Annotated in this window: 25 protein-coding genes; 8 read left to right on the top strand and 17 right to left on the bottom strand. The window is 60.0% G+C overall.

Features of this window, described 5'->3' with window-relative positions; genetic code table 11:
* Positions 1 to 2: 2 nt before the first annotated feature.
* The gene (gene acrR, locus ACJ8HB_RS17790) at positions 3 to 677 is read right to left on the bottom strand and encodes a multidrug efflux transporter transcriptional repressor AcrR (RefSeq protein WP_033637348.1); all 675 of its coding nucleotides are present in this window, start codon (positions 675 to 677) and stop codon (positions 3 to 5) included.
* Between the two features lie 142 nt (positions 678 to 819).
* Here acrR and sdeX point away from each other — a divergent pair, with 142 nt between their 5' ends.
* From sdeX to ykgO, 4 genes are all read left to right on the top strand, one after another.
* Positions 820 to 2007, top strand: coding sequence for a multidrug efflux RND transporter periplasmic adaptor subunit SdeX (gene sdeX, locus ACJ8HB_RS17795; protein ID WP_033637347.1), 1188 nt, complete (start codon positions 820 to 822; stop codon positions 2005 to 2007).
* Positions 2008 to 2024: 17 nt separating this feature from the next.
* Positions 2025 to 5171 carry a multidrug efflux RND transporter permease subunit SdeY gene (gene sdeY / locus ACJ8HB_RS17800; protein WP_033637346.1) on the top strand — a complete coding sequence of 1049 codons (3147 nt, stop codon included), beginning with the start codon at positions 2025 to 2027 and terminating at the stop codon, positions 5169 to 5171.
* Between the two features lie 186 nt (positions 5172 to 5357).
* A complete protein-coding gene (locus tag ACJ8HB_RS17805) occupies positions 5358 to 5612 on the top strand; it encodes a type B 50S ribosomal protein L31 (RefSeq protein WP_004940303.1) in 255 nt (84 codons plus the stop codon).
* A gap of 12 nt (positions 5613 to 5624) precedes the next feature.
* Positions 5625 to 5765, top strand: coding sequence for a type B 50S ribosomal protein L36 (ykgO, locus tag ACJ8HB_RS17810; RefSeq protein ID WP_004940304.1), 141 nt, complete (start codon positions 5625 to 5627; stop codon positions 5763 to 5765).
* 106 nt (positions 5766 to 5871) lie between these two features.
* Here the strand turns inward: ykgO and ACJ8HB_RS17815 are convergent, their stop codons facing one another.
* From ACJ8HB_RS17815 to ACJ8HB_RS17825, 3 genes are read right to left on the bottom strand one after another with little or no spacing between them, the layout of a single operon-like run.
* Entirely contained in the window at positions 5872 to 6750 is an 879-nt protein-coding gene (locus tag ACJ8HB_RS17815) for a metal ABC transporter substrate-binding protein (protein WP_041033680.1), read from the bottom strand.
* 25 nt (positions 6751 to 6775) lie between these two features.
* The gene (locus ACJ8HB_RS17820; RefSeq protein WP_033637343.1) at positions 6776 to 7633 is read right to left on the bottom strand and encodes a metal ABC transporter permease; all 858 of its coding nucleotides are present in this window, start codon (positions 7631 to 7633) and stop codon (positions 6776 to 6778) included.
* Positions 7630 to 8343: a metal ABC transporter ATP-binding protein gene (locus tag ACJ8HB_RS17825; RefSeq protein WP_047568987.1), complete on the bottom strand. Its 714-nt coding sequence runs from the start codon at positions 8341 to 8343 to the stop codon at positions 7630 to 7632. The genes ACJ8HB_RS17820 and ACJ8HB_RS17825 overlap by 4 nt, the downstream gene beginning before the upstream one ends.
* A 407-nt stretch (positions 8344 to 8750) precedes the next feature.
* Here ACJ8HB_RS17825 and ACJ8HB_RS17830 point away from each other — a divergent pair, with 407 nt between their 5' ends.
* The 3 genes from ACJ8HB_RS17830 to ACJ8HB_RS17840 all read left to right on the top strand — a co-directional run bounded on the left by ACJ8HB_RS17830 (position 8751) and on the right by ACJ8HB_RS17840 (position 9884).
* Positions 8751 to 9104, top strand: a complete 354-nt coding sequence (locus ACJ8HB_RS17830; RefSeq protein ID WP_033653245.1) for a hypothetical protein — start codon at positions 8751 to 8753, stop codon at positions 9102 to 9104.
* A 158-nt stretch (positions 9105 to 9262) separates the two neighbouring features.
* Complete coding sequence (gene tomB, locus ACJ8HB_RS17835) at positions 9263 to 9631, top strand: Hha toxicity modulator TomB (RefSeq protein WP_004940312.1); 369 nt, start codon at positions 9263 to 9265, stop codon at positions 9629 to 9631.
* A 49-nt stretch (positions 9632 to 9680) separates the two neighbouring features.
* Complete coding sequence (locus tag ACJ8HB_RS17840) at positions 9681 to 9884, top strand: HHA domain-containing protein (protein ID WP_004940313.1); 204 nt, start codon at positions 9681 to 9683, stop codon at positions 9882 to 9884.
* A 296-nt stretch (positions 9885 to 10180) separates the two neighbouring features.
* Here ACJ8HB_RS17840 and ACJ8HB_RS17845 read toward each other — a convergent pair whose 3' ends face one another.
* Both ACJ8HB_RS17845 and gbpA read right to left on the bottom strand, forming a co-directional pair.
* Positions 10181 to 10699, bottom strand: a complete 519-nt coding sequence (locus ACJ8HB_RS17845) for a cytochrome b (protein ID WP_047568991.1) — start codon at positions 10697 to 10699, stop codon at positions 10181 to 10183.
* A gap of 52 nt (positions 10700 to 10751) precedes the next feature.
* Positions 10752 to 12188 carry an N-acetylglucosamine-binding protein GbpA gene (gene gbpA, locus ACJ8HB_RS17850; RefSeq protein ID WP_047568993.1) on the bottom strand — a complete coding sequence of 479 codons (1437 nt, stop codon included), beginning with the start codon at positions 12186 to 12188 and terminating at the stop codon, positions 10752 to 10754.
* Between the two features lie 253 nt (positions 12189 to 12441).
* Here gbpA and gspS point away from each other — a divergent pair, with 253 nt between their 5' ends.
* A complete protein-coding gene (gene gspS / locus ACJ8HB_RS17855) occupies positions 12442 to 12804 on the top strand; it encodes a type II secretion system pilot lipoprotein GspS (RefSeq protein ID WP_033653248.1) in 363 nt (120 codons plus the stop codon).
* Here the strand turns inward: gspS and ACJ8HB_RS17860 are convergent.
* The 11 genes from ACJ8HB_RS17860 to gspD are packed head-to-tail and all read right to left on the bottom strand — an operon-like array spanning position 12801 to position 22623.
* A complete protein-coding gene (locus tag ACJ8HB_RS17860; RefSeq protein ID WP_052133456.1) occupies positions 12801 to 13616 on the bottom strand; it encodes a prepilin peptidase in 816 nt (271 codons plus the stop codon). The two genes, gspS and ACJ8HB_RS17860, sit on opposite strands and share 4 nt — an antisense overlap.
* A gap of 35 nt (positions 13617 to 13651) precedes the next feature.
* A complete protein-coding gene (gspM, locus tag ACJ8HB_RS17865; RefSeq protein ID WP_047568994.1) occupies positions 13652 to 14098 on the bottom strand; it encodes a type II secretion system protein GspM in 447 nt (148 codons plus the stop codon).
* Complete coding sequence (gene gspL, locus ACJ8HB_RS17870; RefSeq protein WP_047568996.1) at positions 14095 to 15225, bottom strand: type II secretion system protein GspL; 1131 nt, start codon at positions 15223 to 15225, stop codon at positions 14095 to 14097. Before gspL ends, gspM begins: the two co-directional genes overlap by 4 nt.
* A 3-nt stretch (positions 15226 to 15228) precedes the next feature.
* The gene (gene gspK, locus ACJ8HB_RS17875; RefSeq protein ID WP_047568999.1) at positions 15229 to 16131 is read right to left on the bottom strand and encodes a type II secretion system minor pseudopilin GspK; all 903 of its coding nucleotides are present in this window, start codon (positions 16129 to 16131) and stop codon (positions 15229 to 15231) included.
* A complete protein-coding gene (gspJ, locus tag ACJ8HB_RS17880) occupies positions 16128 to 16739 on the bottom strand; it encodes a type II secretion system minor pseudopilin GspJ (protein ID WP_033647282.1) in 612 nt (203 codons plus the stop codon). Before gspJ ends, gspK begins: the two co-directional genes overlap by 4 nt.
* Complete coding sequence (gene gspI, locus ACJ8HB_RS17885; RefSeq protein WP_223307169.1) at positions 16736 to 17113, bottom strand: type II secretion system minor pseudopilin GspI; 378 nt, start codon at positions 17111 to 17113, stop codon at positions 16736 to 16738. Before gspI ends, gspJ begins: the two co-directional genes overlap by 4 nt.
* Positions 17097 to 17567 (bottom strand): prepilin-type N-terminal cleavage/methylation domain-containing protein, encoded by a 471-nt coding sequence (locus ACJ8HB_RS17890; RefSeq protein ID WP_047569001.1) that lies wholly within the window; start codon positions 17565 to 17567, stop codon positions 17097 to 17099. The genes gspI and ACJ8HB_RS17890 overlap by 17 nt, the downstream gene beginning before the upstream one ends.
* Complete coding sequence (gene gspG, locus ACJ8HB_RS17895) at positions 17564 to 18028, bottom strand: type II secretion system major pseudopilin GspG (protein ID WP_052133457.1); 465 nt, start codon at positions 18026 to 18028, stop codon at positions 17564 to 17566. The genes ACJ8HB_RS17890 and gspG overlap by 4 nt, the downstream gene beginning before the upstream one ends.
* 11 nt (positions 18029 to 18039) lie before the next feature.
* The gene (gene gspF / locus ACJ8HB_RS17900; RefSeq protein WP_094860030.1) at positions 18040 to 19251 is read right to left on the bottom strand and encodes a type II secretion system inner membrane protein GspF; all 1212 of its coding nucleotides are present in this window, start codon (positions 19249 to 19251) and stop codon (positions 18040 to 18042) included.
* Positions 19241 to 20737, bottom strand: a complete 1497-nt coding sequence (gene gspE / locus ACJ8HB_RS17905) for a type II secretion system ATPase GspE (protein WP_160866763.1) — start codon at positions 20735 to 20737, stop codon at positions 19241 to 19243. The genes gspF and gspE overlap by 11 nt, the downstream gene beginning before the upstream one ends.
* The gene (gene gspD, locus ACJ8HB_RS17910; RefSeq protein WP_033638681.1) at positions 20734 to 22623 is read right to left on the bottom strand and encodes a type II secretion system secretin GspD; all 1890 of its coding nucleotides are present in this window, start codon (positions 22621 to 22623) and stop codon (positions 20734 to 20736) included. The genes gspE and gspD overlap by 4 nt, the downstream gene beginning before the upstream one ends.
* Positions 22624 to 22742: the final 119 nt, after the last annotated feature.

A 22742-nucleotide genomic window follows, 5' to 3' on the forward strand; every position in this document is an offset into this window, starting at 1 on the left:
CCTTATAAAGGAAGGCGGTCGGCGTCAGACGTCGCCGCGTCGGGTTTGAGGCGCAAGGTGGGGCAAAACTGCAGCATTTCCAAAAACGCGTCCACCAGCGCTTCGGCTTCGGCCCGCAGATCGAAACTTTCCGGCATAAACAGCCAGTTTTCCATCAGGCCGGTGATATAACCGCGCAGGATGATCGCCGCGCGGCGGGTATGTAAATCGGCGGGTAATTGCCCGTGGTGAATGCAGTTATACAGCACCGCTTCAATGCGTTCGTAGCCGGCGAGGTACAGCACCTTGCGCGAATCCAGCAGCGGCATCATTTCACCGACAAACTCGCATTTGTGGAATATAATTTCCATCAACGCCCGCCTACGGCCGTCTTCAACCGTAGACGTCAGAATGTAAATCAGAATTTCTCGGATAACCCGCAGTGGATTATCGGGAAACTTTGCCTGATACTCTGTTTCGAGCTGGTCAATTTTCGGCTCGGTAGATTCCCAAACTTCATTAAACAGGTCTACCTTATTCTTGAAGTGCCAGTAAATGGCTCCACGCGTAACCCCGGCAGCGGTGGCAATATCTGTCAGTGACGTTGCAGCAACGCCACGTTCAGAGAACTCTCTCACCGCAGCATCAAGGATTTGCTGTCGGGTTTCTTGCGCCTGCTGTTTGGTTTTTCGTGCCATGGCATTGTTATTTAGGGGGAGTGTGATTTACATACATTCGCGAATGTATGTACCATAGCACGCACATATAATTAACGCAGCAATGGGTTTTAAAGCTTGTGATCCATTGATCATTTTGAAATCGGACACTTGAGGTTTTTCTATGAACAAAAACAGAGGGTTAACGCCTCTGGCGGCCGTTCTGATGCTTTCAGGCAGCTTAGTGCTAACAGGATGTAACGATAAAGAAACCCAACAGCAAGGCGCCCAACAACAGGCGCCTGAAGTGGGCGTAGTCACCTTGAAGGCCGAGCCTCTCAACATCACTACCGATCTTCCTGGCCGCACCGCTGCGTATCGTATCGCCGAAGTTCGCCCTCAGGTCAGCGGCATCATCCTGAAGCGCAACTTCGTTGAAGGCAGCGATATCAAGGCCGGGACGTCTCTGTACCAAATCGATCCCGCCACCTATCAAGCCAGCTACGACAGCGCGAAAGGCGATTTGGCCAAAGCACAGGCCAGCGCTTCCATCGCACGCGTGACGGTAAACCGCTACAAGCCATTGCTGGGTACCAGCTACATCAGCAAGCAGGACTACGACAACGCCGTCTCCACCCTGCAGCAGGCGGATGCCGCCGTGGTGGCCGCCAAGGCCGCCGTGGAAACCGCGCGCATCAACCTGGCGTACACCAAGGTGACCTCCCCGATCTCCGGCCGCATCGGCAAGTCCGCCGTGACCGAAGGCGCGCTGGTCAGCAACGGCCAGGCGACCGCCCTGTCCACCGTGCAGCAGCTGGATCCGATGTATGTCGACGTCACCCAGTCGAGCACCGACTTCCTGCGCCTGAAGCAAGAGTTGGCCAGCGGCGCGCTGAAGCAGGAAAACGGCAAGGCTAAAGTGAAACTGCTGCTGGAAAACGGCACCGAATACGCACAGGAAGGCACGCTGGAATTCTCCGACGTCACCGTCGACGAGACCACCGGCTCCATCACCATTCGCGCCCTGTTCCCTAACCCGAACGATACGCTGCTGCCGGGCATGTTCGTGCGCGCCCGTCTGGACGAAGGCGTGCGCAGCGATGCGCTGCTGGTGCCTCAGCAAGGCGTCACCCGTAACCCGCGCGGCGAAGCGACGGCGTTGGTGGTAGGGGCAGACGACAAAGTTGAGCTGCGCACGCTGAAGGCGGACCAGGCGATTGGCGACAAATGGCTGGTTACCGATGGCCTGAAAGCCGGCGATCGCGTGATCGTCTCCGGCCTGATGAAAGTGCATCCGGGCGCGCAGGTAAAAGTGCAGGAAGTTGACACTCAGGCGCAAAAACAGCCGCAGTCTGAAGCGCAGAAGTCATAAAAAGGAGCCTGTAATACATGGCTAAGTTCTTTATAGACCGCCCAATTTTCGCCTGGGTAATCGCCATCATCGTCATGTTGGCGGGGGTGCTTGCAATAATGAAACTGCCGATCGCGCAGTATCCCACTATTGCACCGCCGGCGGTGAGTATTTCCGCCAACTACCCGGGCGCAGATGCCAAAACGGTGCAGGATACCGTCACGCAGATTATCGAACAGAACATGAACGGTATCGATAACCTGATGTACATGTCCTCCACCAGTGATTCCTCTGGTAGCGTCACCATTACCCTGACGTTTGAATCCGGCACCGATCCTGACATCGCGCAGGTTCAGGTCCAGAACAAACTGTCGTTGGCCACCCCGTTGCTGCCGCAAGAAGTTCAGCAACAGGGCCTGAAAGTAGAAAAATCCAGCAGCAGCTTCCTGATGGTGGCCGGCTTCGTTTCCGACGATCCGAACATGACTCAGGACGATATCGCGGACTACGTGGCGTCCAACATCAAGGATCCGATCAGCCGTTCGTCCGGCGTGGGTGAAGTGCAGCTGTTCGGTGCCCAGTACGCGATGCGTATCTGGCTGGATCCGAACAAGCTGAACAACTACCAGCTGACGACCACGGACGTGACCTCCGCCATCACCGAGCAGAACAACCAGATCGCCGCAGGCCAGCTGGGCGGCCTGCCGCCGGTGCCGGGGCAGCAGTTGAACGCCTCGATCATCGCGCAGACCCGTCTGACTTCGCCGGAAGAGTTCGGCAAGATCCTGCTGAAGGTGAATACCGACGGTTCCCAGGTACGCCTGCGCGACGTCGCTCACATCGAGCGCGGCGCGGAAAGCTATGCCGTTACCGCTCGCTATAACGGTAAGCCTGCCGCCGGTCTGGGTATCAAACTGGCAACCGGCGCCAACGCCTTGAACACCGCCAAAGGTGTGAAAGACGAGCTGGCCAAGATGACGCCATTCTTCCCGCAAGGGATGAAAGTGGTTTATCCGTACGACACCACCCCGTTCGTTAAGATCTCCATCAACGAAGTGGTGAAAACGCTGATCGAAGCCATCATCCTGGTATTCCTGGTGATGTATTTGTTCCTGCAGAACTTCCGCGCGACGCTGATCCCAACCATCGCGGTGCCGGTGGTGCTGCTGGGGACCTTTGCGATACTCGCGGCGTTCGGCTTCTCGATAAACACCCTGACGATGTTCGGCATGGTGTTGGCGATCGGCCTGCTGGTGGATGACGCCATCGTGGTGGTGGAAAACGTCGAGCGCGTCATGGCCGAAGAGGGGCTGCCGCCGAAAGAAGCTACCCGTAAATCGATGGGCCAGATTCAGGGCGCGCTGGTGGGTATCGCCATGGTGCTGTCGGCGGTATTCGTGCCGATGGCGTTCTTCGGCGGTTCAACCGGCGCCATCTATCGCCAGTTCTCGATCACCATCGTGTCCGCGATGGCGCTGTCGGTGCTGGTGGCCTTGATCCTGACGCCGGCGCTGTGCGCCACCATGCTCAAACCGATCCCGAAAGGCGATCACGGGGTTAAAACAGGCTTCTTCGGCTGGTTTAACCGCATGTTCGAGAAAAGCACGCATCACTATACCGACAGCGTGGGCAACATCCTGCGCAGCACCGGCCGCTATCTGATCATCTACCTGCTGATCGTGGTTGGCATGGGCCTGCTGTTCCTGCGCCTGCCTTCCTCGTTCCTGCCGGACGAAGATCAGGGCATCCTGTTGACCATGGTGCAGCTGCCTGCCGGCGCCACCGAGTCCCGCACCAACAAAGTGCTGGAAGAAGTCTCCGACTACTTCCTGAACAAGGAAAAGGACAACGTGGTTTCGGTGTTTACCGTCGCGGGCTTCGGCTTCAACGGTAACGGCCAGAACAACGGCCTGGCATTCGTCAGCCTGAAAGACTGGGGCGAGCGTCCAGGGAGCGAGAACAAGGTCGAAGCGATCGCGGGTCGCGCCATGGGCGCATTCTCGCAGATTAAAGAAGGCCTGGTATTCCCGTTCAACCTGCCGGCGATCATCGAACTCGGTACCGCAACCGGCTTCGACTTCGAGCTGATTGACCAGGGCGGCCTGGGGCACGAGAAACTGACCGAAGCGCGTAACCAGCTGTTGGGCATGGTTGCTCAACATCCGGACGTGCTGGTGGGCGTGCGCCCGAACGGCCTGGAAGATACGCCGCAGTTCAAACTGATCGTCGATCAGGAGAAAGCCAAGGCGCTGGGCGTCAGCATCACCACCATCAACAGCACGCTGAGCACCGCGCTGGGCGGCTCGTACGTCAACGACTTCATCGACCGCGGTCGTGTGAAGAAGGTATACGTACAGGCCGACGCGCCGTTCCGTATGCTGCCGGAAGACATCAACAAGTGGTACGTGCGCGGCACGAGCGGCCAGATGGTGCCATTCTCCGCCTTCTCTTCGGCGAAATGGGAATACGGCTCACCGCGCCTGGAACGCTATAACGGCTTGCCGTCGATGGAAATTCTGGGCCAGGCCGCACCGGGCAAGAGTACCGGTGAAGCGATGAACCTGATGGAACAGTTGGCGTCCAAACTGCCAAGCGGCATCGGTTACGACTGGACCGGCATGTCCTATCAGGAACGTCTGTCGGGCAACCAGGCGCCGGCGCTGTACGCCATCTCGATTCTGGTGGTGTTCCTGTGTCTGGCGGCGCTGTATGAAAGCTGGTCCGTGCCGTTCTCGGTCATGCTGGTATTGCCGCTGGGGGTTATCGGTGCGTTGCTGGCCGCGACGATGCGCGGCATGAACAACGACGTGTACTTCCAGGTGGGGCTGCTGACCACCATCGGTCTATCGGCGAAGAACGCCATCCTGATCGTGGAATTCGCCAAGGATCTGATGGAGAAAGAAGGCAAAGGCCTGATCGAAGCGACGTTGGAAGCGGTGCGTATGCGTCTGCGTCCAATCCTGATGACGTCTCTGGCCTTCATCCTCGGGGTTCTGCCGCTGGTTATCAGCAGCGGTGCTGGCTCCGGCGCACAGAACGCGGTAGGTACCGGCGTAATGGGCGGGATGATCACCGCCACCGTCTTGGCGATCTTCTTCGTGCCGGTGTTCTTCGTGGTGGTTCGCCGCCGCTTCAGCAAGAAGAACGAAGACCTGGAACACAGCCATCCGGTAGAGCACCACTGATCGCTCAGTGATGTGACATTCACCCGATAATCGAAAAGGCCGCGCATGCGGCCTTTTTCTTTTGCTTCAGTTACTTAATGCAAACCGTTCTCATTAATTCACTCGTGGGCGCAATTTACGCTTGATCGCGACGCCGGGTCGGCGCATAATTATTGTTATAGTATAACATTACACGAGAGAGCCATTATGAAACCCGGCATCCATCCCGATTACCGCACCGTGGTCTTCCACGACGTCAGCGCCAACGCCTACTTTAAAGTGGGATCGACCATCAAAACCGATCGCACCATCGAGCTGGACGGCGAAAGCTGGCCGTATGTCACCCTCGACGTCTCTTCCGCTTCGCATCCGTACTACACCGGCAAGCAGAAAGACTATTCCAAAGAAGGCAGCACGGCGCGCTTCCAGCAGCGCTTTGGCCGCTTTATCGGCAATAAGTAACAAGGAAATCCCATGCAGGTATTGAGTTCATTGCGTTCGGCGAAAAATCGCCACCCGGATTGCAAAGTCGTGCGTCGTCGTGGCCGCATCTATGTGATCTGTAAAAGCAATCCGCGATTCAAAGCGGTACAGGGACGTAAGAAAAAGCGTTAACTCCCCAGTGTCATCTGTCGCAAAGCCCCGTTGCTGCTCAACGGGGCTTTTTTTATGGCGAGAAAGTGCCTGCAAGCTGTCCCCCGCCGGCAGGCGGGGGCAGAGGTTACTTCATGCTACTCAGCAGCGCGTCGACATTGTGTTTGAACGCCTGTTCATAGGTGGCCGCCGGGCCGCCCGTACGGGAGAGCGCTTCAGGGTACAGCTCGCCGCCCGCCTTGGCGCCGGTGGCGGCGGCAATCTGTTTCACCAACCGCGGATCGGTCTGATTCTCGATAAAGTAAGCGTTGACCTTTTCCTGTTTGATCTGCTTGATCAGGCCGGCCACGTCGCTGGCGCTGGCTTCGGCCTCGGTGGAAAATCCGACCGGGGCAAGGAAAGTGACGCCATACTCTTGCCCAAAGTAACCAAAAGCATCATGGCTGGTCAGCACTTTACGTTTCTGTGGCGGCACTGCGGCGAACTGGGTTTTGGCCCACAGGTCCAGCTTTTGCAGTTGCTGAATGTATTCGGCCCCGCGCTGGCGAAAATAGTTGGCATCCTCGGGATCGGCGGCAATCAGGGCGTTCATCACGTTGGTGGCGTACTGCACGCCGTTTTTCATGCTGTTCCAGGCGTGAGGATCGGTAATCGCTTTGCCGTCCTCCTCCATCTGGCGGGTGCTGATGCCCTGTGAAGCGGTGATCACCTGCCCTTTATAACCCGAAGCGCTGACCAGGCGATCGATCCACCCTTCCAGCCCCAGTCCGCTGACGAATACCACATCAGCCTGAGCCAACTTTTTGCCGTCCTGCGGCGAAGGCTCGAAACTGTGCGGATCGCCATCCGGCCCCACCAGCGTGCTGACCTTGACATGATCGCCCCCCACCTGTTTGACGATATCCCCCAGAATGGAAAAGCTGGCGACGGCGTCGACGGTCTTCGCCATCGCCAATGGGCTGGCCAGCAGCGCAGCGACCGCCAGCGATATAGGTAAACGTTTCATACTTTCTCCTTGCAAATGGCACTTCTCAACGGCGCGCGAAGGCGTAAATGCCTCCGCGCGTTCCAAACAGGATCGAGACGAAAAAGATGACGCTGGCGCTGAGCACGATCGCCGGGCCGGCGGGCAGCGAAGCGTAATAGGACCACACCAACCCAATCAGGCTGGAAAGCGCGCCGATGCCCATCGCCGTCGCCAGCGTCTGCGGCAGATTGCGCGCCCAGAAGCGCGCGCTGGCGGCGGGCAGCATCATCAGCCCCACCGACATCAGGGTGCCGAGGATCTGGAATCCCGCCACCAGATTGACCACCACCAGCGCCAGAAACAGGCCGTGGATCAGCGCCAACCGGCGCGGCGCATTGACGCGCAGGAACGTGACGTCGAAGGACTCGATCACCAATGCACGGTACAGCGCCGCCAGCGCCAGCAGCGAAACCGAGGCGATCGCTCCGACCATCAGCATCGCCTGCGCATCCACCGCCAGGATCGAACCGAACAGCACGTGCAGCAGATCCACGCTGGAGCCGCGCAGCGAGACCAGCGTGACCCCCAGCGCCAGTGAGCCCAGATAGAACCCGGCGAAGCTGGCGTCCTCTTTCAGCGGCGTGCGGCGGCTCACCAGGCCGGACAGCATCGCCACCGCCAGCCCGGCGATAAAGCCGCCCACCCCCATCGCCACCAGCGACATACCAGAGATCAGATAGCCGATCGCCGCGCCCGGCAACACCGCGTGGGACAAGGCATCCCCCACCAGGCTCATGCGGCGCAGCAGCAAAAACACGCCCAGCGGGGCGGCGCTGAGCGACAACGCCAGGCACGCCATGAGCGCGCGGCGCATAAAACCGAAAGAGAGGAAAGGATCGATAAGCCCATGCCACAGCATCATGGCGCCACCGCCCGCAGATCCGGCTGCCGTTCGGCGGCGTGATACTTCGGCACCTGTTCCAATACCCGCTCGGCCGCGCCCCAGTGGCAAGCCTGCGGCGTCAGCAACAGCACCTGTGGAAAATGCTCGGCGACCATCGACATATCATGCAGCACGGCGATCACCGTTTTCCCCTGCCGGTGCAGTTGCGCGATCGCCTGCAGCAGGATCGCCGTGGTGGCGCTATCGATGCCGGTGAAAGGTTCATCCAGCAAAATCAGCGGCGCCGGTTGAACCAGCAGGCGCGCAAACAGCACCCGCTGCAGCTGGCCGCCGGACAGTTCGCCCACCGGGCTGCGCGCCAGCGCGCTCATGCCAACGTTCGCCAGCGCCTCATTGACCTGGCTTGCCGCGCGCCTGTTCATGCCGCCGAACATGCCGCTTTGCGGCCAACAGCCCATCGCCACCAGATCGCTTACCGCGATCGGGAATTGCCGATCCAGCTCGGCCTGCTGCGGTAGATAAGCCCTGCGCGGTGGCTTGCCGCCGCTAAAACTCAGACTGCCGCCCAGCGGCGGCAACAATCCGGCGAGCGTTTTCAGCAACGTCGATTTCCCGGCCCCGTTGACGCCCACCACCGCGGTTAACGAACCGGCGCTGAACTGCCCGCTCAGCGGCGGGAAAAGCGGCGTGACGCCATAGCCTATCGCCAGTTGGCGCAAGGAGATCATGGCAGCGATACCGCCCAGAAGATGCCGAGCCACAGCAGGGCCAGCAGCGCAACGGCCCCCGCACAGCGCGCGGCGGCGGAGGTGGTAAACAACGAATTCAGTGACGGCGCGGCGTCATGTTGTGAAGAGGGAGTCAATGTGGTGACCAAAATGATGGGTTAATAGTTATAATATAACATCACACCAACTACCACATCTCAAGATATGGCGCGACAATAATGCAACGGAACGTAACAGTCCCTCGCGCAGCGGCGCTTCCCCCCGCAGCCTCCTTATCAAATCCAGGGATATTCCCATTCGGTTGAAATGTTGGCATAAGGTAAAGAACAGCGGTAAATCGAAAAATTTACCGGCGTGAGTGAAAAAGGAGTAAGATAAGCAGATAACATTGCTGTTGGCCGAGATTAATGCTTGTTACCCTTGCCTGTAACCTGGACGTCAACGCACTTTCTGTTAAAAAATTAAAGAAAGTGATTAATGACAATATAGCGGAGTTAGTGCCGGCGCTGACCAGCGGACTCAGTTTTTATTCTGAAAGCGCACGCTATGCCGAAGATTCATTAGAAATACTTGATATAGTACGACAAGGTGACGGCGATTATTCAATGAGTTATCGCTATAAGTGGGGCATTTTTAATGCCTGTCTGGATATCAACAGCGAAGATATCATCAACGACAGCGTACGGTTCCGAGTGACGGAGCGGGGTTTAATCTTCGACATCATTGATAACTCTCGGCCATCAACTGCGGATGAATTGTAAGTTTACGTAATAACTGCAGGCCAAACGCGAAAAAATGATTTATATTCATTTTACGGGAAGTTTATTTAACCACCGTTAAGCTGCCTCCGTCCATGATGTAAATCAGCTTACTCACATAGTGTTATCACACCGCAATTAAGACTTACGGAGGGGATGATATGGATGAGTATTCGCCTAAGCGACACGACATTGCTCAGCTCAAATTCTTGTGCGAAAATTTGTATGATGAAGGTATCGCTACCCTGGGAGACAGTCACCATGGGTGGGTCAACGATCCGACGTCATCCGTCAACCTGCAGCTTAATGAGTTGATCGAACATATCGCTTCGTTTGTGATGAGTTATAAAATTAAATACATGGACGAATCAGACCTGTCGGAGTTAGTCGAAGAATATCTCGACGATACCTATACGCTGTTCAGCAGCTACGGTATCAATGATTCCGACCTGCGCCGCTGGCAAAAAACCAAGGCGAGATTATTCAGAATGTTCTCAGGAGAGGACATCTGTACGACAATGAAAACTTAGGGGATAATTATTCCCGAGCTATTTTACGGTTATTAAACTAAAGGCCACCATGACTAAAACCGACTATCTGATGCGTTTACGTAAATGCACCACGATTGATACTCTCGAACGTGTTATTGAGAAAAATAAGTACGAGCTTTCCGATGATGAACTGGAGCTGTTTTACTCAGCGGCCGATCACCGTCTGGCGGAGCTCACCATGAACAAACTGTATGACAAAATCCCCACCTCCGTTTGGAAATATGTCAGATAATCATCCCCCAACGCGTTGAGCCGATGCTTTTATCGGCTTCAATGTTCAAACTGAATACGTATTTTTCCTATTGACAATGAAATGTTAATTACGTTCATTTTTATCGTTAATAATAAATAGAAACAATTCTCTGTTCCTGTCCGGGGTATTACGCCTTAACGCGATTAACGCGTGCTGTCTCTCGCACTCCCTGCTTATCGGCCACACGCGTCACGGTCATGCCGTCGCTCTTCCCTATTACCTTCGCGGCCACGCCGCCGCACTGCCTCGCCGGGCGGCGTGATCGCCCCGTAAAATCAGAGCATGCGGCGCAAAATCGCCTGCCCGGCGAAGCAGTGGTGTTTAATCACCGCCGCTATGTGCAGCACGATCATGGCCGACAGCGCGATGCACGAATAACGGTGCACGGCGAAAAAGAAGCGGTTAACGTCGAGATTTGTTATCGGGCGAGGGAAGTCGATCGCGCCGAAAACGGCAAAGCCGTGCTCCAGCATAAGGAATCCACTGAGCAGCACCACGAAAATCAGCAGGTAGAATATTTCGTGCAGCAAATGCACCAATCCCTTCTCGTGCCCTTGCAGCATATCGCCATAGGGCACCTTAGGCCGGAAAAAACGCCAGATAAAGCGCGCCGCCATCAGCGGTGTCAGCACCAAGGCCAGCGACATATTGGTCACGGAGAAAAAGGCGAAGATGCGTGCATCCGTCATAAAATGCAGTGAATAACCAACGATCATTACGTAGATCATCACGGCGGCAATGCCCCAATGCAGTAACCGACTGAAAAGATCGTAACGGGCAGGTTCGTGTGACATAAAACTCCTTTAAAAGCGGCCATCGCTGGCCGCTTGGCTATCCGATTTACACTTACTTTTTCACGACCCAGGCATCCTGCCAGTTGGAACCCACGCCCGGCTCAAAGTGAGTCGCGCCGCTGTTCCACTGCATGCAGTAACCGCTGTAAGGGAAAGGTTTGCACTGATATACCTTGCCGTCTTTCGGTTGCAGCACCGTGGTGCCGGCAGTGTATTTACTCAGCGCGTTCGGGAAGACGAAGTTATAGTCGCCGTTGCCGCCGCCACCGCCACCGCCGGTGGATTCCGCCTCCAGGTTGAAGTTTTCGATATCTGGTTGAATGCTCTGCCCGTTGTCGTTGCTGGCGATCACTTTCAGCATGTGGTGGCCTTCGCTGACGTTGCTCAGCGCCATAGTCAGCGGCTGGCTGGCGTCTTCCAGCGTCGCTTTCACATAGCCTTTCTCCGTCTGGCCGTGGTCGTAAACGCGCGCTTCAACCGTCAGTTTGCCTTTGACCTCGGCATTGAAGGTCAGCTGAGCTTTGCCGTCCTTGATTTTGGTGCTGGACAGGTTGCCGATGCGGATCTCTTCGGTGATAGCCGGCGTTTCTTCCTCATAGGAAATCACCACGCTCTTCATCGTGCTGCCCTGCTTGGCGTAGACCGCGTTATTGCCAAACACCGGATTGACGTTGCCTTTGCCGTCTTTCACCCCGGCACGCACCGCTTTCTGTTCGGTGTTGATCTTGCTGGCCAGCGCGTGACCCCAGCGGTTTTTGTCGGTCAGCGTCTCACTGTCGATCGCCAGTTCGGTTTTCATCGTCAGCACTTCACCGTCCGCATCGAAGAAGCGGGCGATCACCTTGTCGCCAACCTGCAGGTTTTTACCGGTGAGGGAACCTTGCAGCTGCTTGCGCCATTCCGACACGACGCCGTCGTCTTCGAAGTTAACGTCAACCACCTGATAGAAACTGTTTACCGTGTCATTGATTTCCCACACGCCGTAAATCACCTGATAGCCGGTTCTCTCCGGCACCACGCACTGGTGCACTTCGCGATCTTTTGGCGGCTTGGCATGGCCATCAATCTCGCAGAACGGCTCTTTTTCGAAGGCCTCGCGCGACAGCGGCTTGTTCACGTCCCAGTCTTGTTTGGTGATGTAGTAACGCCAGTTATTGGTTTTGTGCTTGGCGGTGTGGTACCAGGTGAACGTCTGTGGCCCCGGCTTCATGGTATTCAACGCCCAGACGTTGACGCCCTGGCGATCCAACGACTCGAAGCCGTTCACCCCGCCGCTGGCCAGCTGGCCGTCGAGCGGCGTCGCGCCGCCAGGGAAGCCGGAAACCTGCTCGACGCTCTGCGGTTCCCACTGCGCCCGGCCGCAGTCGGTGTTGCTGCCCAGCTTGCACTTGTAGGCGCGGCTCTCGGGCACTTCGATATAACCGTGCGACCAGGCGGCCGAGGAGGCCGCGAGCGTTGCCATCATCAGGGCGATTTTGGATAATTTCATTACGACTCCAGTTAAATTTATTGGATTCCAACTGAGTGAGAAGAAACTCAAAGAGATGCGGCGATACCGCGAGAGGAATAATAAGTAGAAGCCCTGAACGCCCGGCACTTAGAATGCATTAAAATAATAAAACCTAATATCGTCATGATATTAAATGGCATGACAAACGTTTAAAATAATCCGGAAAGCGTGAAATACCGTAGCACCGAGCAAGAAAATAAATACACCGAACCAACACCGCAGAGAAAATAACGTGACATTGAAAAATATTGCCGCAGCGATCGTGGCATCCCTGCTGTTATCCGGCTGCCAGCACGCCGCCAAATCGGCTCCTGACGCCGCTACCCAACGCGACCAGCTGTCGTCGCTGGTCGGCGCCGGTCAATTTCTAAGAGACAGGTGCAACCGCGCCGATATTCCGGCCGGCGATAAGCTCGCGGCGGCGGCGCTGCAGGAAGCGAAGGAAAAAGATTGGACGCCGGCGCTCAATCGCGCCCAACTGCTTGCGGCGGGTAAACACGTCGCCGCGCAGCTGGAGGCCGACGCCACGCCGCTGCAGGAAAAGTGCCGTGGACTCAACCGCTCGCTGGCGCCTTTTTTAGCCCAGCTGCGTTAGCCCCCTATCGGCAGCGCAAGCCACTGACAGGCCACCGCGCCGGCGCCCGCCGTCGCCAGCCCCGGCCCGAAGGGCAGGGGTTGGGCCGCATCGCCGCCGCGCCACGCGCGCAGCAACAGCCACAGCAGGCTGCCGGCGGAGGCGAACAGCAGGATCGACGGCAAAGCGGCATAGCCGCCCCAGGCGCCAAGCGCCGCCAACAGTTTGAAATCGCCGTATCCCAGCCCCTCGCGGCCGGTCGCCAAACGAAATCCCCAATACAATAGCCAGAGCGCCAGATAGCCCGCCATCGCGCCAATGACCGCCGCCGGCAAAAAGGCCGGGTGCGCCAGACAATGCCACAGTAAGCCGATCCACAGCAGCGATAGCGTCAGGCAATCCGGCAGCAGCTGACATTGGTTGTCGATCGCCGCCAACGCCAGCAACAGCGCAACCAACACCAGCATGAAAAACCAATCCACCCCGATGCCGAGCCGCCAGGCCAGCGTTATCCCCATCAGCATCAGAAATAATTCCAGCAGTGGATAACGCACGGCAATAGGACGGCGGCAATAACGACAGCGGCCACGCAACAGCAGCCAACTTAATAAAGGAATATTATCGAACGCCGATAATTTTTTTGTGCATGACGGACAGAATGAATGCGGCCAAAAGAGATCGAACCGCTCGGCCTGCGCCGTTTCCATTTCGCGCTCAAGCATAATGGGCAGCCGATAAACGACTACGTTAATAAAACTGCCGACGCACAGACTCAACACGGCGCTAAATAACAGCCAGTGTTCATCCGCCGCCGCGTTTAGGGCAAATAGCATGATTTTTTTGATTCCTGATGATTCGTTAGCGTGGGTTACATCGACGGCTGCGTCGTTACCCGCAGCAGGTTGACCTGCACTACGCCCGGCGCCTGCTCCGCGCGCTCCACGGCGAGCGCCAGCACGCGGATGCCATGCTCACGCTGCAGGGCGGCCAGCCACGACAGCAGGCTTTCAAACGGCACGGGCGGCAGCCCCACCTGCATCTGCGCATCACTTTCCGTCAGGGCGACGATGGGGATGCGGAACGCCTGCGCGCTCTGCCGCAGCCGCTCCGGCAGTTGCTCGCGCGCAGCGGCATCCAGCGGCAAGCGCGCCTGCAGTTGCTGGATGACGCGTGCCTGCCCCTGCAGCGCGGCCAGGCGCTGTGCGCTTTTCTGCGCCTGTGAAAACTGATACAGGCAGTAGCCGCAGGCTGCCAGCAGCAACAGGCTTAACAGCACCGCCCGCCGCAACGCCTTATCGCGCCACCCGATATTCATCGCTCACCTCTCACCGTCAGGATCGCCTGGTTGGACGCACCGCCCTCGCTGAACGCCATGCTGACCTCGCCGTCGTTAACCGGCGCCGGCAGCGGCACGTCGTTTCTGTTCACCGTCACCACCAGACGATCGTCGGCGGCGTCGAAAGCCAGCGCCTGCAGCTGCGGGGGCGCCCATAACGCGAGCGCCCCGGCCGCGTAGGGCAACAGCCTGAACAGCTGCGGCGCATTCAGGGCATCCTGCATACGCCGCACCCGCGCTTTCGCCGCCTGCTCGGCAAACGCCGACGCGGCCTGGCCCGGCAGCAGGTGCCGTGAGAGCGCCGCAATCTGGCTCTCGCTCTGCCGGGCCATCTGTTGGTGGTGCAAACCGCCCACCAGCAGCGAACCGCTGAGCAACAGCAGCGCGCAGGCGGTCTTGTCGGGCAGGCGGCGCGGCCAGCGTACGCTCGGTTTGAAACGTCCCTGCAGCAGCGTGAATGTACTGTTCCAGGCCTCTTCCGCCAGTCGCCAGAGCGGATCCTCGTCAATGCGCGCCGCTTCCCAGCCCGCCGGAACCTCCCCGCCGCGGTGCAGACACCAGTCCGGCGTCGGCAGTGAAGCGCAGCCCAGCCAGGCGTCGGGCAGCTGCATTCCCTGCCCGTTTCCCGTTCGGATCAACCAGTGGTTGCGCCAATGCAGCGCGCTGCATTGGCCGGGCAGCGGCAATGCCAGCACGTCGGGCAGCATTTTATCGGCGCGAATGCCGCTGGCGCTCAGGCGCTCGACCCATTCCTGCATCTGCGTCAGCGCGACGCCGGCGAGGGTGAAATCGCGCTGCGCCTTGTCCAGCACCGCCCAGTGCATCTGCTCGGCATCGGCCAATAACCCGGCCTCATGGGCGTAGGCCAGCGCCAGCGGCGTCGCCTGCCGGGCCTTGCCCTGGAATGTCGTTTGCCTCAGCGCCACATGACGGGCAGGCACCAACACCACGACGCGGCTGCCCTGTGCCATGGCCGCCAACTCGCCGCCGCCTTCGGTCAGATCGAGGTGGGCGGCGAAACGGCAACTCGTCTCGCCGACGCGGCCCCAGCGCACATCGGCCATCAAGTCCTCGCTCAGCGCGATAAGCAGGATTGTATTCGCCACCCTTTACCCCTCCCCTCTGTCGAACAGGCGTCCGCTGACCGTGACGCCTGACTGGCCCGGTTGCAACGCGCTGACGAGCCGATAGCGCCCGTCGTTCAGCGTCAGCTGCAGCTGCGCAATCCAGCGGCTATCGTCGAACGTCAATCGCTCGCCGAGATCGTCGTCACCCAAGTCTTGCAGCGCTTTTTCCTGCGACAAAAACGCCAGCGTCTGCCAGCCCTGCGGCGGACGGGCCGCCAGCAGCGCCCGCAGCCGTTCATCGCTCAGGGCGTTCATCAGCATCGCCCGCAGCAGCGGTAATTGCGCCTCGCTCACGGCATCCGGGTTGATGCGCAGTTCGGCATCCGGCGCCGCACAAAGCTGCGGTGCCAGGCGCAGGTAAAGCTCACGATCGATGCTGGCCAGCTCCCGCAGTTCGCTGACATTCCCCATCAGATACCCCTCGTCATTGCCCCTGGCGACGATGGCCTCGGCAATCGCGCCCGCCTGCGCGTCGGCGATCCCCAGGTTGTTCAGTAACAGCATGAATATCCGCCTCTCCTTATTGGGGGGAACCCCCTCGCTATTCCCGGCCTCCGTTGGGCCGGCGGCGCGGATCAGGGCGTTTAGGTTGAAACAGGCATCGACGCGGCGCAGGCGTATCGTCACCTCCCCCTCTTCGGTACGCATACTGAACGCCGCTCCTGATGCCCCCCAGGCCTTGCGCTTCTCTCCCGCCTGCCGCAATCGCTGTTGGGCGTAGATCTCCCCGCCCAGCAGCAGCCATTTGGCCTTCAGCCGATCCTGTTGAGACTGGGTGCGCGCCAGCGAACGCTGCCAGTTATCGTTGATATTGATCGCCACGATCGCCATCAGCGACATCAGCAGCAGCACCATCAACAGCGCCATACCGCGTTGTTTTTTCATGATGGCCTCGCGGCGGGCACCGTGACGATGCGGCGCACCTCCCCCAGCGCGGGGGTTTCGACGACGATTTCCACCGCCTGCGGCAGCAGCCCGCCGGCGCGCCAGGCCGTCAACCATTCGCCCTGCAGGTAAAAGCGCAGGCGGAACCGCGTCACCTCCGGCAGCAGCAGCACGCTGCGCGCCGCCGCCTGCGGGCTGCCCAAACTCGGATAGCTGAGACGCTCGAGCCGCCCCTGCCGGTAGCGATACTCCACCCGCTCCAGCGTGGCGCGCGGCAGCCGAGCGTGTGGATTCGGCCAGCCGTTTCGGATCAGCAGCAGCTGTATATCCGCGTCCTCGCCCACCGTCTGCCGCACCGCGAACTCCGGCACCGCCGGCAAGCGCTTATCGCCAATCGGCGCCCGCGCCTGCGCATGAGTGAAATCGCGTTCGACGATCGCCAGCGCCCGTTGCAGCTGGGTCAGCTGCGTCGATTTGCGCCGGGTGATTTCATCGCTTTTCAGCACGCCCCTAAAGACCGCCAGCGCGGTGAGCGACAGCATGGCGAACAAGGCGATGGCCAGCAGCATTTCCACCAGCGTAAAACCGCATTGCGAACCGCGTTTCATGGCAGTGCCCTGTAGGCCAGCATCTCCACCAGCGCGTTGCGATCCTGCGGATCGCGCCGGACTTCAATCGCGATCGCCCGCATTCCGGCGTCGCTGGTCTCCTGCCCGCGATAGCGCCAGTGCCAGGTTTCACCGGCCATCGCCGCAGTGCCCGAATGCCAGGCCAGCGTCGGCGGATACGGGTCGAGCTGCAGCAGCGTCAACTGGTTGTCCGCCACCCACAGCGCGACGGTCTTGGCTTCGATCGCGCTCAGGCTACGCACCTGGCCGCCGGTGCTGTTGATCAGCGCCAGGCAGCCGATGGCGAAGATCATCAAGGCCACCATTACCTCCAGCAGCGTCATACCCCGCTGGCGTTTAATTTTCCGCGTCATCGCAACGAATATCCGTCGTTTCAAATACGAAGTAACCGGGTGCCTGCAATCGCCACTGGCACTTGCCCTGCGACAACACCACGCTGAACGCCGTGGTTTCGCCCCCCGGATACAGCCACACCTGCGGCATCTGCGCCGCCGCGTCGTCAAGCGTGACGGTTTGCCCTTCAACGCTCAGCCGCAGCGCGATGCCCTCCGGCAAAACGTATTCATCCCGCCCCTCTTCGGCGGCGACGCTGCGCCAACCGCCGCTGGCGAACGCCACGCCATAACTCACCCCTTCACGTTCGGCCCGCTCGGCGAGGGCATACAGCCAATGGTTCAGCCGCTCCCCCTGCCGCGCCAGCGGCTTCTCATCAGCAGGAAAACTCAGCATCACCAGGCCGCTGGTCACTCCCAGCAACAGCAATACCAGCATGATCTCCAGCAGCGTAAAGCCGCGTATGCGCCTCATGGCGCGTCGGCGTCGGCCACCCAGTTGCCGATGTCGTCATCGGTGTCGGCAACGCCGTCCGGCCCCAGAGAAAACACGTCCAGCTTGCCGTGGCGCCCCGGGTTGCGCAAACGGTACTCCTGCCCCCAGGGATCTTGCGGCAACCGGCGAATATAGCCGTCTTCGGGATAATTCCTCGGGATCGGCGCCAGCACCGGCCGGGTCACCAGCGCCGCCAGCCCCTGCTCCGCGCTGGGATAACGCCCGTTATCCAGCTTGTACATATCCAGCGCGTTCTCCAGCGCCACGATATCGCTGGCGGCCTTTTGCCGATCGGCCTTCTCCTTGTTTCCCATCAGGCTTGGAATGGTCAGGCTGGCCAACAGCCCCAGAATGACGATCACCACCATGATTTCCAGCAGCGTAAACCCTCGCTGCCGAGACCTGCTTATCTTGCTGATATGACTCACTTTACTCTCCATTAATGGCATGATTAGCCGACCATATTATTGAGCTGCAATATCGGCTGCAGGATGGCCAAAATGATGAACAGCACCGAACCGGCCATCGCGATCACCAATAAAGGCTCGAACAGCCCCAGCGCCAGCGTGATTTGCCGGCTGAAGGCCTCCTGCTGCATAGCCGCCGCCCGCTCGAGCATCATGTCCAGCTCACCGCTGCGCTCGCCGGACATGATCATGTGCCGCATCATCGGCGAGAACAGCGCGGTGCCCTCGAGCGACGGCGATAACCCTTCGCCCTCCCGCACCCGCTCCATCGCCGCCAGCAGCCGTTCGCGGGCGGCGTCGTTGCCCAACACGCCGGCGCTGATGCGCATCGCCTCCAGCAACGGCACCGCGCTGGCGTTCAAAATGCTCAGCGTTTTGGCGTAGCGCGCCGTATTCACCGCCAGCGACAGCTTGCCGACCACCGGCAACCGCAGGATGAACGCATGCCAGCGCACGCGCCGCGCCGGATCCCGCAGGCGATAGCGGAAAGCGCCGAGACTCGCCAGCGCCAACATCAGCGCCAATCCCCCCCATTGGCGCAGCCCGTCGCTGGCGCCGAGCAGCATCCGGGTCGACAGCGGCAAGGTCTGCTTCATATGCACAAACTGTTCGATCACCTTCGGCACCACCGCCGTCAACAGGATCGCCACCACGCCGATCGCCACCGCCGTCAGCACCATCGGGTACACCAGCGCCTGCACGATCTTGTTCTTCATTTGCTGGCGCTGTTCGACGTAGTCGGCCAGCCGCTCCAGCACCGGCGCCAGATGGCCGGAAATCTCACCGGCCGCCACCATGGCGCAGTAGAGACGGTCAAAAATTCGCGGATGCTGCTCTAGAGCCTGCGCCAGCGGGAAGCCCTCCAGAATGCGCTGCCGTACCTGAGCCAACGCCGCCTGCAGGCCTTTTTTCTCCGTTTGCCGCGCCACCGCCATCAACGCTTCCTCGAGCGGCAGCGCAGCGGAGAGCAGCGTCGCCAGCTGCCGGGTCAACAGCGCCACATCGCCGCTGCTCACGCCGCTCATCCAGCGGCCGGCCAACATGCCGGCGAAAACGGGCCGCCCGCGCGCTTGCACCGCCAGCACCTGCCACCCCTTTTCACGCAGGCGATCGCGGGCGTGGCGCAGAGAATCCGCCTCCAACACGCCGCGCTGGGCGCGCCCCTCTCGGTCGCAGGCGCGATAATCAAACTTCATCGCCGTCCCCTTCGCGCGTTACCCGCAGCACTTCCTCCAGGCTGGTCTCCCCGGCGCGCATTTTGGCGATCCCATCCTGGCGCAGCGGCAGGTAGCGTTCGGCGGCCAGTTTCGCGATGTCCAGCTCGCCGTCACCGCGATGGATCGCCATGCGCATCGGTTCATCCAGCACCAACAGTTCGTGCAAGCCGATTCGGCCGTGATATCCCTGCCCGCCGCAGGCCTCGCACCCCAACGGACGCCAGCAGGTCACCGCCTGCGTCGGTGGCAGCCCCAGCAGGCGCCGCTGCGCGTCAGACAGCGCATAGGGCTCGCGGCACTGCGGACAAAGCCGACGCACCAGGCGCTGCGCCAACACGCCGCTGAGCGAACTCGAAAGCAGAAACGGTTCGACCCCCATGTCCCGCAGCCGGGTCACGGCGCCGATCGCCGTGTTGGTATGCAGGGTCGACAGCACCAAATGCCCGGTCAATGAGGCCTGCACCGCGATCTGCGCCGTTTCGCCGTCGCGGATCTCGCCGATCAGCACCACATCGGGATCCTGCCGCAACAGCGCGCGCAGGCCGCGTGCGAAGGTCATGTCCACCTTGGGATTCACCTGCGTCTGCGCGATGCCGGCCAACTCATACTCGACGGGATCTTCGATCGTCATGATGTTGCGCTGTTCATCGTTGATCTGGCTCAGCAGGGTATAGAGCGTGGTGCTCTTGCCGGAGCCGGTCGGCCCGGTGACCAAAATGATGCCGTGCGGCTGGCGGATCAGGCGCAGCAACGCCTGCTGGTGCGCCGGCACCATGCCCAGGCTGGGCAGTTCGAGCCGCACGCCCTGTTTGTCCAACAGGCGCATGACCACGCGCTCGCCGTGGCTGGCCGGCATCACCGACACCCGCACGTCGATCGCCCGCCCGCCGACCTTCAGCGCCATGCGCCCGTCCTGCGGCACGCGCTTCTCGGCGATATCCAGCTTCGACATCACCTTGATGCGCGACACCAGCAGCGCTGCCAGCTTGCGCTGCGGTGCCAGAATCCGCCGCAGCGCGCCGTCGATGCGAAAGCGGATCACCAGCTCGCTCTCGTAGGTTTCGATGTGGATATCGGAGGCGCGCTCTTTGATCGCCTCGCTCAGTAAGGCGTTGATCAGGCGGATAATCGGCGCATCGTCCTGTTCGTCCAACAGGTCTTGCTGCTGCGGCAGCTCTTCGGCCAGCGCGTAAAAATCCAGTTCGCCGCCCAGGTCGTCGATCATTTTCTGCGCCTGGCCGCTTTCCTGCTGGTAGTGCGCCACCAGCCGTTGATCAAAAGCCTCCACCTCCAGCCGGGCCAGCGCCGGCTCGCCGGGCAGGCAGCGGTAGGCCTCCATCAACCCGGCGTGGCTCGTTTCAGGATGGCAATACATTTGGATGCCGCTCTGCCCATCGACGGCCAGCACGCCATGCTGGCGCGCCCAGGCGAAAGGCAGCAGCGGCCCCGCGGAACGGCGCTTCACGGGCGTGCTCCCCGCGGATAAAACGCGTCGATACTGGCAACGGTGGCGAGAAACGCCCGATTGTCGAGCGCCTTCTTATCGCCGGCGATCTCGCCGCGCAGCGCGTCATTCAGCTCACGATCGTCCTGCTGCTCGGCGTCGAACTTGCCTAACTTGCGTTGGCTCTGCCGGGCATACCCCTCGGTGCTGCGAATGATGGTCGGGCGGATAAACAGCATCAAATTGCGCTTGCTCGCTTTGGTGGCGGTCGAGCGAAACAGCGCCCCCACCAGCGGGATCTTGCCGAGGATCGGCACGCTGCTCTCCAGCTCCGAGTTGGACTTGTCCAACAGGCCGCCCACCACCACGGTTTCGCCGCTGTCCACCAGCACCGTGTTGTTAACCGTGCGGATATTGAAGGTCGCCCCCAGCGAATCCGGCGTGGCGCCGGCGCTGTCGGCAACGCTGGAGACCTCCTGTTCGATCTGCAGCAACACGGACTGGCCCTGGTTGATCTGCGGTTTGACCTTGAGTTTGATCCCCACCGTCTTGCGCGACACGGTGTTGAAGACGTTATCGCTGTTGGTGGTTTGCGAACCGGTCAGGATCGGCACATCCTGCCCGACGCTGAACTCCGCCTCGGCGTTATCCAGCGTGACGATGCTCGGCGTGGCCAGGATATTGTTTTGGTTGTTGCTGGCGATGGCGGACAGCAATACGCCCCAGTTACCGCTGTAGAAACCGGTCATCAGACCGTTGGCCTTGCCGAACACGTCGCTCATGCCATTTTCGAACCCCGCCGACACCCCGGGCGCCGAGCCGGCGAACTGCGTGCCGCCGCCGTATTTGTTGGCCCACTGCACGCCGATGTTCAGCCCCTGCCCATCCTGCACTTCGACGATCACCGCTTCGACCAGCACCTGCGCGCGGCGCACGTCGAGCTTGGCGACCACCGCCTCCAGATCGCGCATCACGTCCGGCGCGGCGGTGATGATCAGCGCATTGGTCTGCTCATCGGCCTTGATCACCACGTTTTTCAGCAGCGCCACGTTGGCGGCGGCGCTCTCTTTCTCGTTTTGCAGGCCCGCACTCACGCCGGTCAATACCTCGACCAGGCTCTGCGCCTTGGCGTATTTGAGCGGAATAACCTGGGTATTGCCCTGGGTGACGCTCTTGTTATCCAGCTGATCAATCAGTTCTTTGGCGTGTTCGCGGGCCCGATCGTCCCCGGCGATCATCACGCTGTTGGTTCGCTCATCCGCCACCAGCCGCAGCGAGCTCGCGCCGGCCGTACGCCGCTTGCCCTCTTCGCGAAACAGTTCATTCACCATGCGCGCGATCTCCGGCGCCGCCGCATGCTTCAGCGCGAGGGTCTCGACCCGATTGCCGTCGTCCTGATCCATCTCCCTGACCAGCTCGAGCAGGCCGTTGACCACGCTGGCCCGCCCGGTGATCAACAGCGCGTTGCCCTGCTCGTAATGCGCCACGCTGCCCACGCCGATGCTGTCGTTAAGCTGGCGCAATATCGGCGAAACGTCCTTGGCCGCGATATTGCGCAGCGGCACCACGCGCATCACCACCTCATCCCCTTCGGCGATCGCCTCTGCGCCGTTTTGCGCCAGCGCGGCTCTTTTTCCCTCTTTGGCGGCAATCACCTTCAGGACGTTGTTGGGCATGCCGATGACCGTATAGCCATAGACGTCCAGCACGTTGAGAAAGAACTGGTAATACTGTTTCTCGTCGAGCTGTTCGTAGCTGCGCACCGTGACCTTACCTTTCACCGCCGGATCGATAATGATGGTTTTGCCCAGGTTTTTACTGACCGTATTGATAAATTCCTGAATGTCCGTGCCTTTGAAATTGGCAGAGAATTGCTCCGCGCGCGCCGCGCCGCCCAGCGCGATCATGACGGCCGCCGCCGCTAATGCGCGCCATAAGCCGGCGCTCCAGCCTGGGCCAGAACGATAAATGAAATGCGTAATCACAATGTCGCCTTATGCTATGAAACACCCCGCGCCGAAACGGC

The organism is Serratia sp. CY27727 (genome assembly GCF_052169275.1).
In the GTDB taxonomy this organism is placed as follows: Bacteria; Pseudomonadota; Gammaproteobacteria; order Enterobacterales; family Enterobacteriaceae; genus Serratia; species Serratia sarumanii.

What these genes read in the sequence shown, in the direction of transcription:
- acrR (WP_033637348.1), bottom strand. Translation starts at nt 677, where the DNA reads ATGGCACGAAAAACCAAACAGCAGGCGCAAGAAACCCGACAGCAAATC.
- sdeX (WP_033637347.1), top strand. Translation starts at nt 820, where the DNA reads ATGAACAAAAACAGAGGGTTAACGCCTCTGGCGGCCGTTCTGATGCTT.
- sdeY (WP_033637346.1), top strand. Translation starts at nt 2,025, where the DNA reads ATGGCTAAGTTCTTTATAGACCGCCCAATTTTCGCCTGGGTAATCGCC.
- ACJ8HB_RS17805 (WP_004940303.1), top strand. Translation starts at nt 5,358, where the DNA reads ATGAAACCCGGCATCCATCCCGATTACCGCACCGTGGTCTTCCACGAC.
- ykgO (WP_004940304.1), top strand. Translation starts at nt 5,625, where the DNA reads ATGCAGGTATTGAGTTCATTGCGTTCGGCGAAAAATCGCCACCCGGAT.
- ACJ8HB_RS17815 (WP_041033680.1), bottom strand. Translation starts at nt 6,750, where the DNA reads ATGAAACGTTTACCTATATCGCTGGCGGTCGCTGCGCTGCTGGCCAGC.
- ACJ8HB_RS17820 (WP_033637343.1), bottom strand. Translation starts at nt 7,633, where the DNA reads ATGATGCTGTGGCATGGGCTTATCGATCCTTTCCTCTCTTTCGGTTTT.
- ACJ8HB_RS17825 (WP_047568987.1), bottom strand. Translation starts at nt 8,343, where the DNA reads ATGATCTCCTTGCGCCAACTGGCGATAGGCTATGGCGTCACGCCGCTT.
- ACJ8HB_RS17830 (WP_033653245.1), top strand. Translation starts at nt 8,751, where the DNA reads ATGCTTGTTACCCTTGCCTGTAACCTGGACGTCAACGCACTTTCTGTT.
- tomB (WP_004940312.1), top strand. Translation starts at nt 9,263, where the DNA reads ATGGATGAGTATTCGCCTAAGCGACACGACATTGCTCAGCTCAAATTC.
- ACJ8HB_RS17840 (WP_004940313.1), top strand. Translation starts at nt 9,681, where the DNA reads ATGACTAAAACCGACTATCTGATGCGTTTACGTAAATGCACCACGATT.
- ACJ8HB_RS17845 (WP_047568991.1), bottom strand. Translation starts at nt 10,699, where the DNA reads ATGTCACACGAACCTGCCCGTTACGATCTTTTCAGTCGGTTACTGCAT.
- gbpA (WP_047568993.1), bottom strand. Translation starts at nt 12,188, where the DNA reads ATGAAATTATCCAAAATCGCCCTGATGATGGCAACGCTCGCGGCCTCC.
- ACJ8HB_RS17860 (WP_052133456.1), bottom strand. Translation starts at nt 13,616, where the DNA reads ATGCTATTTGCCCTAAACGCGGCGGCGGATGAACACTGGCTGTTATTT.
- gspM (WP_047568994.1), bottom strand. Translation starts at nt 14,098, where the DNA reads ATGAATATCGGGTGGCGCGATAAGGCGTTGCGGCGGGCGGTGCTGTTA.
- gspK (WP_047568999.1), bottom strand. Translation starts at nt 16,131, where the DNA reads ATGAAAAAACAACGCGGTATGGCGCTGTTGATGGTGCTGCTGCTGATG.
- gspJ (WP_033647282.1), bottom strand. Translation starts at nt 16,739, where the DNA reads ATGAAACGCGGTTCGCAATGCGGTTTTACGCTGGTGGAAATGCTGCTG.
- gspI (WP_223307169.1), bottom strand. Translation starts at nt 17,113, where the DNA reads ATGACGCGGAAAATTAAACGCCAGCGGGGTATGACGCTGCTGGAGGTA.
- ACJ8HB_RS17890 (WP_047569001.1), bottom strand. Translation starts at nt 17,567, where the DNA reads ATGAGGCGCATACGCGGCTTTACGCTGCTGGAGATCATGCTGGTATTG.
- gspG (WP_052133457.1), bottom strand. Translation starts at nt 18,028, where the DNA reads ATGGAGAGTAAAGTGAGTCATATCAGCAAGATAAGCAGGTCTCGGCAG.
- gspF (WP_094860030.1), bottom strand. Translation starts at nt 19,251, where the DNA reads ATGAAGTTTGATTATCGCGCCTGCGACCGAGAGGGGCGCGCCCAGCGC.
- gspD (WP_033638681.1), bottom strand. Translation starts at nt 22,623, where the DNA reads ATGATCGCGCTGGGCGGCGCGGCGCGCGCGGAGCAATTCTCTGCCAAT.